Here is a 13181-nt window from a genome sequence, read left to right as displayed (position 1 = left end):
CCTCTCGCGTTTCGTCGTACTTTTGCCCTTCCTCTGGATAGACTCTCGCATGAGTGACGCATCCGCGCTGACCAAGCGGGAAGACGACGCCCCCGACGTGGGCGAGCTGACGCCGCCGGACCGAACGCTGATGGGCCCCGGTCCGAGCGACGTTCACCCGCGCGTTCTCAAGGCGATGAGCACGCCGCTGGTCGGCCACCTCGACCCCTCGTTCGTGGAGATCATGGACGAGGTACAGGAGCTGCTTCGCTACACGTTCCGGACCGACAACAAGTGGACGATCCCGGTGTCCGGGACCGGTTCCGCGTCGATGGAGGCCGCCATCGGTAACCTCGTCGAGCCGGGCGACACGATGTTGGTCCCGACGAACGGCTACTTCGGCGGGCGGATGAAGTCGATGGCCGAGCGCGCCGGCGGCGAGGTCGTCGAGGTAACGGCTCCGTGGGGCGAGCCCCTCGACCCGGTCGACGTGGAGCGCGCGTTCGACGAACACCAGCCGGACGTGTTCGGGTTCGTCCACGCGGAGACCTCCACCGGGGTCCTCCAGCCGAACGTCCCCGAGCTGACCGAGATCGCACACGACCACGACGCGCTCGTGATCGCCGACACCGTCACCTCGCTGGGGGGCGTCGAACTGCGCGTCGACGAGTGGGGGATCGACGCCGCCTACTCCGGGCCGCAGAAGTGCCTCTCGTGTCCGCCCGGCGCGAGCCCGCTCACGCTCAACGACCGCGCGATGGACAAGGTGCTCGACCGCGACGAACGGCCTCGTTCGTGGTACCTCGACCTCTCGCTTTTGGAGGGGTACTGGGGGGACGACCGCGCGTACCACCACACCGCGCCGATCACCAACGTGTACGCGCTCCGCGAGGCGCTCCGCCTCGTCGCCGAGGAGGGGATCGAAGCGCGGTGGGCGCGACACCGCGAGGTCGCCGGCGACCTGAAGGCGGGGCTACAGGACCTGGGACTGGAGATGAACGCCCCCGACGAGTACTGGCTCCCGAGCCTGAACGCGGTGCGGGTCCCGGACGGGATCGACGACGGCGCCGTCATCGACCACCTCCTCGCGGAGTACGACCTCGAGATCGCGTCCGGGCTCGGCGACCTCGAGGGCGACATCTGGCGGATCGGCTGTATGGGCCGGTCCGCCCGCCCGAAGAACGTCGAGTACGTCCTCGCGGCGCTGGAGGACGCGCTGGCGGAGCAGGGGTTCTAGTCGGCCGGTACCCCCGAGAGCGTCGGAACCGCTCCGGCCGCGTCCCCGCCCGCCGCCGAGGGGTTTATCAGTTAGTGTCCCTCCCCTCGGTAAGGGTATGAACGATCTACGAACCGGACTGAGCTACGGGGACGTGCTGCTCGTACCGCAGCGGTCGCCGGTCGACAGCCGGAGCGACGTAGACCTCTCGACGCAACTCACGCCGGGCGTCGAGCTGGAGACACCGCTCGTCTCGGCGGCGATGGACACCGTCACGGAGGCGGAGCTGGCGATCGAGCTCTCCCGCGCCGGCGGGATCGGGGTCCTCCACCGCTTTCTCACCGTCGACGAGCAGGCGACACAGGTCGAAGACGTGGCCGCGACCGGCGAGCGGGTCGCCGCCGCGGTCGGCATCAACGAGGACTACCTGTCCCGGAGCGCCGCGCTGGTCGCGGCCGACGTGGACGCGCTCGTCGTCGACGTCGCGCACGGTCACCTCGAACGGACGATCACGGCGGTCGAGCGCCTCGCCGAGGAGTTCCCGGACACGGACCTAGTCGCGGGCAACGTGGCCACCCCCGCGGGCGTCGAGGACCTCGCGGCCGCCGGCGCCGACTGCGTGAAGGTCGGAATCGGCCCGGGCTCGCACTGCACCACGCGGAAGGTCGCCGGCGCCGGCGTACCGCAGCTGACCGCGGTCGACGACTGCGCGACCGCGGCCGAGGACCTGGACGTGACGGTCTGCGCCGACGGCGGGATCCGCACCTCCGGCGACGCGGTGAAGGCGCTGATGGCGGGCGCCGACACGGTGATGCTCGGGAGCCTCTTCGCCGGCACGGAGGAGGCGCCCGGCGCGGTCGTCGAGGTCGACGGGACGCGCTACAAGCGGTCGCGCGGGATGGCGACGACCGCCGCCGCCGAGGACCGCGACGACAAGGGCGAGAACGTCGGCGCCGACGAAGGCGTCGAGGCGCTGACGCCGTACAAGGGACCGGTCGCGACGGTCGCCGGGGAGTTCTGTCAGGGGATCCGCTCGGGACTCTCGTACTGCGGCGGACACACGATCGAGCGCGCCCGCGATAGAGCCGAGTTCATCCGCGTCGCGCCCGGCGCGAAGGAGCGCGAAGGGTTCCACACCGACGACGACTGGGAGGGGATCAGCGTGGACAGCGAGACGAAACGGGTCGCCGACTCGACCGGGGGATCGGCGGCCGAAAGCGACGACTGAGGGGCCGTTTCGGCCGTTCCGAGACCTGACCGGTGTCGGATTGCGCAGACCTACCATGAGGTTGTGTGACTAACTCGCGTGCAGTTTTTCAGGGTGACGCGGGTCGCTCGAACCATGACCGACGCGTTCGGGCGAGCGATCCGCGACCACCACCGTGGCGACCGGACCCGACCCCTCCGACAGGGCGACGGAGAGGAAACCCACGAACACCCGATCGAGGCGTTCTACTTCACCGACTTCGACCCGAGCGAGGACTCGGATCGCGAATGGCTGGCGTCCCGGCTTCGGGGCCCCCTCGTCGACCTCGGCGCCGGGGCGGGCCGGCACGCGCTGTACTTCCAGGAGGAGTTCGAGACGGTCGCGCTCGAACCGAGTCCCGCGCTCGTCGAGACGATGCGGGACCGCGGCGTCGCGGACGCCCGCGAGGGCGACATGTTCGCGCTCCGGGAGTCGTTCGAGCGCGACCGGTTCGGGTCGGCGCTCGCGATCGGCACCCAGATCGGACTGGCCGGGTCGGTTCGGGGGCTCACCGAGTTCCTCGGCGACCTCGCGTTCGTGACGGCGCGAGACGCGACCGCCGTGGTCGACTGCTACGACCCGGACCACCCCGAGGCCGCGGACCTCCTCGGGTACCGCGAAGACCCGACGCCGGGGCTCGCGCACCGCGTCATGTGGTTCGCGTACGACGGGGAGACGGACCCGACGCTCCGCTTCAGGCTGTTCTCGCCGGATCGGCTCCGCGAGGCGGCAATTGGGACCGGATGGGAGATCGAGGCGATCGACCGCGAGGGGACGGGGGAGGGACCGCACTACCGGGCCGCGCTCCGGAAGCGGTAGGTGGGATCACGGGGCGGGCAACGAGAGCAGAGATCCCGCCCTACCACGCCGACAGCGCCGCGTGCCCGTGGTCGTGCGCGAGGATGGCGAGGAACGCGAGCACGCCGGTGATCGCGAACGCGCCGCCGACGTAGAAGACGGACGCCATGCTCACCTCGACCATCAGCCAGCCGGCGATGAGGGGCCCCGCCACGGAGCCCGGTCGCCAGACGAGCTCGCGGATGCCGAAGCTGGACGCGACGCCCCCGTCGTCGGTCCCCTCGTCGGCGAACAGCGCCATGCTCGCCGGCTCGCGGAAGGAGTCTGCGACGCCGAGCAGCCCGGAGAAGGCGACGAGCGGCAGGTACGCCGGCGGCAGCTCGCCGAGGATCGGGAGCGTCACCTCGGTGCCGACTCCGGTCCCGATCGCGGCCGAAAAGGGGATCGCCATCGCGACTAGTCCATAGGTGCCGCCGCCGGCGAAGACGAACAGCGACCGACCGTAGGCGTCCGAGAGCCGGCCGGTGAACAGCTGGCCGACCATGTTGGTCGCCTTCTCGGCGGTGACCGTCACCGCGACCGCGGTCGCGCCGACCGCGAGCCCGCCCGCGGCCAGCTCCGTGCCGGCGTAGATCGGGATCCACGTCCGCACCATCGTCACCGCGAAGGCGTACTGCGCCCGGAAGCTCGTCATCGTGAGGATCTTCCGGTTGACCGCGAGGTCGGTGAACGGGAACCCCTTGACCCGGGTCGGGTCCGGATCGAGGACGCCCCAGGTGATCACCCACGCGACCACCATGAGCGCGGTGATGATGGCGAAGACCGGTCCGAATCCGACCGCGTCGTACACCGCGCCCGCGCCGAGCGACCCGACGATGGACGCGGCGAAGGCGGCGGCGTTCGCCTTCCCGATCTTGTCCGCGCGCGTGCCGACGTCCGCGATCTGGCCGACCAGCGAGAGCGTCATCAGCCCCGCGCCGGTGACGACGAACCCCTGCAGCGCCCTGACGAGGATGAACGAGGTGGAGGAGTCAACAAGCGGGAACAGGGCGTACACGCCGGCGCCGACGCCCAGAACGACGAGGAGGACGAGCCGCTTGTCGAGCCGGTCGCCAGCCCACGCCAGCGGGATCACGGCGACGGTCTGCGCGAGCGTGAACCCCGTGGTGTACATCCCGATGATGAACCCGGCCGAGACGGTGAGGCCGAGCACCGTCGTCGACTGGGGGTCCAGCGCGTTGATGTACGTCGGAAGCAGCGTCAGTAGGGTGATGAACCCGAACCCCTCGGCGAATCGGGTGAGGTAGAGCGCCCAGAACTGCGATCGCTTCGCCCCGTTGCCCGCGTCCGCGTTGCTCACACCGGATCGGCGCGTACCCGTTCAAAATGGGTTTCGGTTCGAAGCGTCCGACGGGCCGGATCGGTAGGTCCGCCGTCGGACTTATGCGGCGGCCGGGCGGACGCACGGGTATGGGAGACCCCGCCTGCGACCGCCGGTTCTGTCCGGAGTGCGACCTCGCGGTCTCGTGCGCCGACGAGGTCTGTCCGGAGTGCGGTGCGCGGATCGAGGGCGGCGAGGGGTGAGGTCGGACCGCCACGGTCCTCCCTCCGTCCCCGCCAACGCTCGTCCCCCGTCTACGACCGCCTCACTGCATGTCGGCGAACTTGTCCCTCCGGAAGAGGTCGATCTCCTGTGCCGTCGACCCCTCTCGCGTGACCGCGAAGGCGATCGCCTCGGCGATCTCCTCGGGCTCGGTCACCGTTCCGGGCTCGAAGCGCTCCTCGAACGGGTCGCCGTCCTCGCTGCCGAACTCGGTGCGCACCTCGGAGGGGTTCACGACGGAGACGGCCACGCCCTCGTCGCCGACCTGCGCCGCGACGCTGTGGGCGAAGCCCCGCGTCCACCACTTCGTCGCGGCGTACACCGGGTTGTACGAGCGGGGGTACTGCCCCGCGAAGCTCCCGACCACGACGAGCGTTCCCTCGCTTTCCCGTAACTCCGGGAGCGCCGTCCGGGTGAGGAAGAACGTCCCGTCGACGTTCGTCTCCTGCATGGCGAAGTACTCCTCGTCGGTCATCGACTCCACGTCGCCGCCGCGACCGATCCCCGCGTTGGAGACGACCGCGTCGAGCCCGCCGAAGCGATCGACGACCGACTCGACCGCGGCCTCGGCGGTCTCGCGTTCGCGGACGTCGCCGTCGACGACGGCCGCTCGCGCGCCGTAGTCCGCCTCCAGCGTCTCCGCGACCGCCTCCAGCGCCTCGCGGCGGCGAGCGAGGAGCGCGACGTTCGCTCCGCGCTCCGCGAGCGCGTGCGCGGTCGCCTCGCCGATCCCGGAACTCGCGCCCGTTACCAGTACCGTCGTGTCGTCGAGCGTCCCCATGCGTGAGTCCTCGTCGACGACGGAGATAATAGATCGGGTCGGATAACATGGGACTCGCTCGACGGCACACGCCCCCAAGAGCGCACCCGACGCCTACAACCGGTTTCGCGGGCCTATTGAAAAGCTCAGCAGTTGATAGTTTGGTCTCGCTCGGTCAGTACGGGAGCTGTGGTGATCGATAGCGGGAGTGGGTATTGCAGATCGGTGTCCGCGAGACAGTATTTAAAAAAGCCGTGAGTGACGGCGACGAGCATTTATAAAGGACAATGCGGTGGCGCGTGCCGCCGAGCGCCCGAAGGGCGTGAGGTGCACGCGCGAGGGAGTCGCTGGCGGCTATCGCCGCCAGCGACGAGGCTGGGGAGGCGTGAGGTGAGGGGCGGTGCGGTCGGGTGGGACTCAAAGGGGCAGTCGCGAGGACGAAGCACGGCGACGCAAGCACTGCAAGGAGCGAACGAAGTGAGCGACTGAAGCGCGTGGTTCGAAACGGCTTCGCCGTTTCGTCATCACGAGACGCCTTCGGCGTCTCGAACGACAGCGAGCCGCGCGAGTCCTCGCGGCTGGGGCTTTGGAGGTCGTCACCGCAACGTCATCAGCGACCACTTATAAACGACCGATCAACCGATTTGCGAAACGTACTCCCGCTATCGATCGGTAAGTCTTCTTTAGCGACCAGATGTTTCAGACGAAAATATGTCTGAAAAAATTATTTCAATAAAGCTGTTTCGAGGGAAACTCACAGCGGTACGAGACGGAAACTCACGGCTTCGGCTACGGTCACTGACCCGTGGCTCCACGGTCAAATCGGTCGACTCCGCGGGTCGGCTTCCTCGCGTCGGGCCGGCAAGAGACGCACGGACGGCCGGAGGGCCCACCTCTCGTCTCCTAGCAGTACCGATTAGCCCGTCGCTCCGGACTCCCGGACGCCGTCGACGTCGGATCGAGGGATCCGGTGTCGACCGACTCGCACCACTGGCGTGAGAACCGCCACTAAGGTTGCCTTAATCCGACATTCAGCGCATATAACAATGGCTTTGGGTCGGCTCGGACACTTATGTCCGGTCGCAAGAGTGCCGTTATCTGGATCTGTGCTGTGGTAATCTTCGCAGTGCTGGTTCTCTCGGGAAGCACTGGCATCGGCGTTTCGGCAGCCGGCGACGCCGTCGAGCTGCAGGTGGACGCTCCCGACACCAATGAGACGGAGACTGGAGCATCCACTAACGATACGGAAACGGGAGCGTCCACCAACGACACGGAGACGGGAGCGTCCACCAACGACACGGAGACGGGATCGTCCACCAACGACTCGGAGATCGGCTCGGGCACCAACGATACCGGGACCGATTCTGACGATCCCCTCGAGCGGAACGAGACGGACGGAACGAGCGAGTCTGATGAATCTGCCGAGCAGAATGACACCGCCGAGCAGAACGAGACGGACGGAGCGGACGGGACAGACGGACCTACCGAGACGAACGAAACGGACGAGTCTGATGAGCCTGCCGACCAGAACGACACCGCCGATCAAAACGGGACGGACGGGACAGATGAGCCTACCGCGACGAACGAAACGGACGAGACAGACGGACCTACCGAGACGAACGAAACGGACGAGTCTGATGAGCCTGCCGAGCAGAACGAGACCGCCGAGCAGAACGAGACCGGTTTCAACGAAACAGACGAGCAGACCGATCCCGCCGACCGGAATGAGACCGATCCGACCGGGACGAACGAAACGGACGGGATAGAGACCGACTCCACCGAACCCTCTGAGTCGACTGATTCATCAGACTCGTCTGGCTCGTCCGGATCGTCTGACCCGTCGAGCTCTTCGAGCTCTTCGGGATCCAGCACGACCGGGGACGAGGGGCCGACCGTGGTCCGGTCCGAATCGGACGAGGCCGTCACCCTCGACGTCGACGGCGCGACCGACGGGCAGTACGATCTCGCCGTGGATCTCGCCGGCCCGTCGGAGGGACAGCCCGCCCTGTCGGTTTCCTCGGTCGGCGTGGATCCGGCCGGTGACCGGGAGTCGTTCGAGACGACGGTCGGACGGCCGACGGCCGAGCCGGAAGGTCGCGATCCCGTCCCCCACGGGACGGCGCTCGGATACGTGGAGTTCACCTCGTCGCTCGACGCCGCGAACACGAGCGGGACGACGCTCCGGTTCGACGTCGACGAGGAGGCGATCCCGGACGGGTTGGGTCCGGAAGACGTCGAGGTGTTACGGTACGTCGACGGCGAATGGACGACGGCCGACGTCACGCACGAGGTGGACGGGGACGCTCACGCCGCGACGCTGCCTGCGGCCTCGCCCGTCGCCGTCGTCGCGCTCGAACCCGGACGCGTCGACGTCGTCGACGGAGCGGTCCCCGCGGACCGGGTTCGAGCGGGGTACGAAACGACGGTCCGGGCCGCGGTGAGGAATCCCGGAGACCTCCCGGCGACTCGAAATCTCACCGTCAGCATGAACAACGAGTCCGTCGCCGAACGGGAGGTGACGCTCGAACCGGGCGAGAACACGACCGTCGAGATCGGGTTCGAACCGAGCGAGAGCGGGCCGGTGTCACTCGAGGATGAGGAGGTCGGCACGATCACCGTGTTCGAGACCGACGACGACGCGCCGCCGGCGGACGCCGAAACCGACGAGAGCGTTCCCGGGTTCGGCGCGATCGCCGCCGTGCTCGCGCTCCTCGTGACAGCGCTCGCTGTCCGGTTTCGGAAATCGTGACGGCGAGCCGATCGGGGCGGACGCTCGCGTCGCGGACGTTCAGCGGTTCAGTAAAAACGGGCCGGGCGCGATTTGTAACACACGGTCGGACGTGCTCGCTTCCGCTGCGCGCGACCTCCCTGCGTTCAAATCTCGCAGGGTCCGATACTCGCCGCTCGCGAGATTGCTCGCGGCGAGAAAGCGGGCCGGGCGCGATTTGAACACGCGACCGACGGATTAAGAGTCCGTCGCTCTCCCTAACTGAGCTACCGGCCCTCACTCAATCGTACCCCCGTCGACGTAAAAGGCCTTTTCATTCGGCGGCGATCGGATCGTGTCGTCTGATCGAGAAACCGACGGATGTAACCGAGATACTCTGATCGAAGCGGACATTCTCATGGGAAACCGTTATCAACTCCCGTTGTGTACTACATGTCGTATGTCAGACAACCCAATCAGCGAACGTATCGACCGTCGGACGCTCCTCCGCGGGGCGGCCGCGGCCGGCGTCGTCGGCATCGCCGGCTGTTCGGATAACGGCGGCGACGGCTCCGACGGTGAAGACGGCAGTGACGGAAGCGACGGAAGCGACGGCAGCGACGGCAGCGACGGTTCCGATGGCTCCGACGGTTCCGACGGCGACGACGGAGGCAGCCAAGACGTCATCCGCTGGCACGCCGGCGGCACGGGAGGGACCTACTTCCCGCTGTCCGGCGAGTTCGAGGGAATCATCGAGGACAACACCGACTACCCGGTCGAGGTCTCCTCGACGGGCGCGTCGGTCGAGAACGTCGGCAGCCTCGGCAACGGCGACGCCGACTTCGCGCTGATCCAGAACGACGTCGCCTACTTCGCCCGCAACGGCGAGGGCCTCGACGCGTTCGACGGCTCCCCGGTCGAGAACCTCCGCGGCGTCGCGACGCTGTACCCGGAGACGATCCACGTCCTCCTCAACCCCGAGGCCGACGTGAGCTCGCTGTCCGACCTCGAGGGCATGCGCGTCAACACCGGCGACCTCGGCAGCGGGACGCAGGTGAACGCGCTTCAGATCCTCGAGTCGGCGGCCGGTCTCACGACCGACGACTTCGAGGAGCAGAACACCGACTTCACGCAGGCGGCCAACCAGCTCCGCGACGGCGACGTCGACGCGGCGTTCGTCGTCGGCGGGTGGCCCGTGGGCGCGATTGAGGAACTCGCGACGACCACGGACGTGCAGATCCTCAACATGTCCGACGAGGAGCGGCAGGCGGCCCGCGACGACGCGTCGTGGTTCGCGGACGACACGATCCCCGGCGGCACCTACGAGGGCATCGACGAGGACGTCGACACCGTCTCCGTGCAGGCGATGATCGCGACCCGGTCCGAGTACTCCGCCGACGCGGTTGAGGCGGTCACCGAGGCCATCTTCGAGAACCTCGATCAGCTGTCGATCAAGACGGACTTCATCACCGTCGACTCCGCGCAGGACGGGATGTCGATCGAACTGCACGAGGGCGCGGCCCGCTACTTCGAGTAGCGTGGCGTTCCGGTCGCGACTCCCGTCGGGCCGACGCGGAACCGCCCTCGTCGCGGTCGCCGTCGTGGCGATCCTCGTAGCCGCGACGGGGGCGGCGTTCGCCACCGGCGCGGTCGACGCCGTCGCCGGCGGCCCGACGCTGGTCGTGACCGACGAGAGCGGTACCGAGCTGGTGACGGCTCCGGTCTCCGACGACACGGAGATCGCCATCGAGTACACGCACAGCGTCGAGAAGACGACCGTCCGAGACGTGTACGTCCCGAGGGACGGGGAGCTGGTGATGACTCGGATGGAGTTCAGCTCCTTCGGGGCCGGGCTCCCGTCGCAGGCGGACGTGACGGAGCGCGACGGACGGTACGTCTTCGAACCGCCGTCCGAGTCGCACGAGACGCTACACCTGAAGACGGGTCACGTCGCCGACCACGACCTGATCGTCGGCGACGAGCGGTACGACATCGCGGGGATGACCGACGGCGGGGCCGTCGAGCTGACGGTCGAGCGGCGGGTGGCGCCGCGGCTGTAGCGGTCGCCGTCGCGTCCGCCGACACGGGAAGACGGGAACGAGACAGGGACACGAGAGGGTGACACAACTGTGACGACGAACACATCAGACGGGATCGAACCGGACGCGGAAGGGACCGAAGCGGCCGATCAGGTATTCGAGGAGATCGACAACCGACGCTCGCTGAGGGGGGCCTCGCTGGTCGCCGTCGCGCTCGTCGGGATCGCCTTCTCGGCGTACCAGCTGTGGCTCGGCGCTCGGGGGTTCGTCTTCGAGTTCACGATCCCGGGCCTCACCACGGTGCGGCTCGGCGCGCTCTCCTCGCTGCAGGTGCGCGCGATCCACGTCAACTTCGCGCTCGTGATGGCGTTCCTCCTGTTCCCGGGATCGGGCGGTAGCGGGGCGATCACGAGCCGGATCGCCGCGCTCCCCTCGCTCGCGCGAGACAGGCTCGGCGACTCGCCGGTGACGCGAGCGACCGAGGGAGTTCGACGGGGCGTCTGGTGGCTGTTCGTCGACGAGGAGTCGACCCGGATCACGCCGTCGGACCTCGGGCTGGTCCTGCTGTCGACGTTCCCGACCCTCTATTATCTCACCCGGTACGACGAGATCACGGACATCATCCGCGTGCGGGGACTCGGCGGCGCGGGCACGCTCGGCGAGGTCGTCCCGTGGCTCTCGTTCGCGGAGGTCGGGTTCCTCACCGACTACAGCCTCGCGTACCTGATGGGAGTGCTCGCGATCCTCCTCGTGTTGGAGGCGACGCGGCGCGCGCTGGGGCTGCTGCTCACGATACTCGTGAGCCTCTTCCTCCTGTACGCAAAGTACGGGTACCTCCTGCCGCGCGACCTGCCGATCGCGCAGACGTTCGCCACCTCGGAGCTGCGCTGGAACCAGATCGTCCAGAACCTCTGGTACACGGTCGAGGGAATCTTAGGCGTGCCGGTCGGCGTCTCCGTGCGATTCATCTACATCTTCATCCTCTTCGGGGCGTTCCTGGAGATGTCCGGCGCCGGCAAGTGGTTCATCGATCTGGCGTACTCGATCACGGGCACGCGGAAGGGCGGCCCGGCGAAGGCGAGCGTCGTCGCCTCCGGGTTCATGGGGATGCTCTCCGGCTCCTCGGTCGCGAACACGGTGACCACCGGCGCGCTGACGATCCCGCTGATGAAACGCTCCGGCTACTCGCCGGAGTTCTCCGGCGCGGTGGAGTCGTCGGTCTCCTCCGGCGGCCAGATCCTCCCGCCGGTGATGGGCGCGGCCGCGTTCCTCATCGTCGAGTACACGGGGACGCCGTTCCGCGACGTGGTGATCGCCGCGACGCTGCCGGCCATCGCCTTCTTCTTCGGGATGTGGGTGATGGTCCACTTCGAGGCAGCCAAACACGGGATCGGCGGGCTGAATCGGTCCGAGCTGCTCGACATGGGCCCGCACATGCGTCGCGGCTGGTTCTATCTGGTCCCGCTCGGGCTCCTCCTGTACTACCTCGTGATCGCCCGGCTCTCCGTGGGCCGCGCCGGGTGGCTCACGATCATCGCGACCGTAGCGCTCATCGCCATGGTCGCCGCCTACAACGAGCGGACGGGACAGTACCTCGTCGGGGCGATCGCGGCCGGCTACGCGCTGTTCGCCGTCTCGTTGGCATCCCTCGGCGTGACGCCGATCGAGTTGGCGTACGGCGCCGAGGCCGCGGAGTACGGCGCGGCTGGCGCGCTCAGAGAGGCCGCATCCTCGCTGCCGACGATCATCACGGCGATCAGCGTCGCCTTCCTCCTCGCCGACCCGCGTGGGGACGCGCCCCTGCTCGACCTCGACGACGACGTGATCGACGCGGCGACGTGGTTCGACGAGCGGACCGGCTCCGAGGTCGCGTCGTCGCGGGCCGGCCAGTTTGGGTCGTTCGTGCTGAAGGCGATGGACTCCGGCGCGAAGACCGCGACCATCGTGGTCGTCGCGGTCGCCGCCGCCGGGATCATCCCCGGCGTCATCGGGATCACCGGGCTCGGCGGCAGCCTCCGGGCGCTCATCATTAGCGTGAGCGGCGGGTCGCTCGTCCTGCTGTTGATCCTCGCCGGCCTCGCGGCCGTGATCGTCGGGATGGGAATGCCGACGACGGTGATGTACATCATCATCGTCGTACTGCTCGGCCCCGTCCTCCCCGATTTCGGGATCGCGATCTTAGCGGTCCACCTGTTCGTCCTCTACCTCGGGCTGATGGCGGACGTGACGCCGCCCGTGATGGTCGCCGCGTACGCCGCGGCCGGGATCGCGAAGTCCGACCCCTTCGATACCGGCAAGCAGGCGTTCCTGCTCTCGCTGAACAAGATCCTCGTTCCGTTCGCGTTCGTGTTCTCGCCCGGAATCCTGCTGCTCCGCACGACCGACGGACAGGGATCGATTCTGACCGGCGCCGACGTCTCCGACCTCGGGTTCTTCCTGCCCGAGGTCGTCGCCCCGGTCGTCGCGGTGTTCGCCGGCGTGTACGCGCTCGGCGTCGCGATCATCGGCTACTACCACACCGACGTGCGGTCCGGGTCGCGCGTCGCGCTCATCGCCGCCGCGGTGTTGCTGTCGGTCCCCGCCATGGTGCTGTTGCCGGCGAGCGCCGCGTTCGGGCTCGTCGGCGTCGACGTCGCGCTGAACTCGATCACGAACGAGCTCGTCGCTCGGGGCGTCGGCGCCGCGCTGCTCGTGATCGGTCTCGTCCGCAACCGCCGGCGGGCGGACGGCGACGATCACGAGGAAGACGAGTCGAACAGGCGCGGGCGGCGGGACTCCCAGACGGCGGCCACGCAGTAGGTCTCCGCGCGGAGAGCGCACTCGTTAAGTGTCG

General features: G+C 68.3%; 9 protein-coding genes and 1 tRNA gene. 7 read left to right on the top strand and 3 right to left on the bottom strand.

The window, feature by feature from the left end; genetic code table 11:
• Positions 1-49 precede the first annotated feature (49 nt).
• The 3 genes from EDM04_RS12025 to EDM04_RS12015 all read left to right on the top strand — a co-directional run bounded on the left by EDM04_RS12025 (position 50) and on the right by EDM04_RS12015 (position 3260).
• On the top strand, positions 50-1216 hold the full coding sequence (locus EDM04_RS12025; protein WP_123622427.1) for an alanine--glyoxylate aminotransferase family protein: 1167 nt from the start codon (positions 50-52) through the stop codon (positions 1214-1216).
• A 97-nt stretch (positions 1217-1313) separates the two neighbouring features.
• The gene (locus tag EDM04_RS12020; RefSeq protein WP_123622425.1) at positions 1314-2423 is read left to right on the top strand and encodes a guanosine monophosphate reductase; all 1110 of its coding nucleotides are present in this window, start codon (positions 1314-1316) and stop codon (positions 2421-2423) included.
• 114 nt (positions 2424-2537) lie between these two features.
• Positions 2538-3260 carry a class I SAM-dependent methyltransferase gene (locus EDM04_RS12015; RefSeq protein ID WP_123622423.1) on the top strand — a complete coding sequence of 241 codons (723 nt, stop codon included), beginning with the start codon at positions 2538-2540 and terminating at the stop codon, positions 3258-3260.
• 40 nt (positions 3261-3300) lie between these two features.
• Here the strand turns inward: EDM04_RS12015 and EDM04_RS12010 are convergent, their stop codons facing one another.
• Both EDM04_RS12010 and EDM04_RS12005 read right to left on the bottom strand, forming a co-directional pair.
• On the bottom strand, positions 3301-4599 hold the full coding sequence (locus EDM04_RS12010; protein WP_123622422.1) for an MFS transporter: 1299 nt from the start codon (positions 4597-4599) through the stop codon (positions 3301-3303).
• Between the two features lie 286 nt (positions 4600-4885).
• Positions 4886-5623 carry an SDR family oxidoreductase gene (locus EDM04_RS12005; RefSeq protein WP_123622420.1) on the bottom strand — a complete coding sequence of 246 codons (738 nt, stop codon included), beginning with the start codon at positions 5621-5623 and terminating at the stop codon, positions 4886-4888.
• A gap of 1105 nt (positions 5624-6728) precedes the next feature.
• Here EDM04_RS12005 and EDM04_RS12000 point away from each other — a divergent pair.
• Entirely contained in the window at positions 6729-8351 is a 1623-nt protein-coding gene (locus tag EDM04_RS12000; protein ID WP_123622418.1) for a PGF-CTERM sorting domain-containing protein, read from the top strand.
• Positions 8352-8532: 181 nt separating this feature from the next.
• On the opposite strand, the gene EDM04_RS11995 is transcribed toward EDM04_RS12000, so the two are convergent.
• A tRNA-Lys gene (locus EDM04_RS11995) sits at positions 8533-8606 on the bottom strand.
• 163 nt (positions 8607-8769) lie between these two features.
• Between EDM04_RS11995 and EDM04_RS11990 the strand changes: the two genes are divergently transcribed.
• The 3 genes from EDM04_RS11990 (at position 8770) to EDM04_RS11980 (ending at position 13147) form a co-directional block, all read left to right on the top strand.
• Positions 8770-9846, top strand: coding sequence for a TAXI family TRAP transporter solute-binding subunit (locus EDM04_RS11990; protein ID WP_123622416.1), 1077 nt, complete (start codon positions 8770-8772; stop codon positions 9844-9846).
• Between the two features lie 64 nt (positions 9847-9910).
• Positions 9911-10369 carry a DUF1850 domain-containing protein gene (locus EDM04_RS11985; protein WP_241154903.1) on the top strand — a complete coding sequence of 153 codons (459 nt, stop codon included), beginning with the start codon at positions 9911-9913 and terminating at the stop codon, positions 10367-10369.
• A gap of 69 nt (positions 10370-10438) precedes the next feature.
• Entirely contained in the window at positions 10439-13147 is a 2709-nt protein-coding gene (locus EDM04_RS11980; RefSeq protein ID WP_123622412.1) for a TRAP transporter fused permease subunit, read from the top strand.
• The last annotated feature ends 34 nt before the right edge of the window (positions 13148-13181 follow it).

The sequence above is a fragment of the Halorubrum sp. CSM-61 genome, assembly GCF_003781945.1.
Lineage (GTDB): Archaea > Halobacteriota > Halobacteria > Halobacteriales > Haloferacaceae > Halorubrum.
The sequence above is the reverse complement of the archived record's forward strand: the minus strand, read 5'-3'. Positions and strand labels throughout refer to the sequence as shown.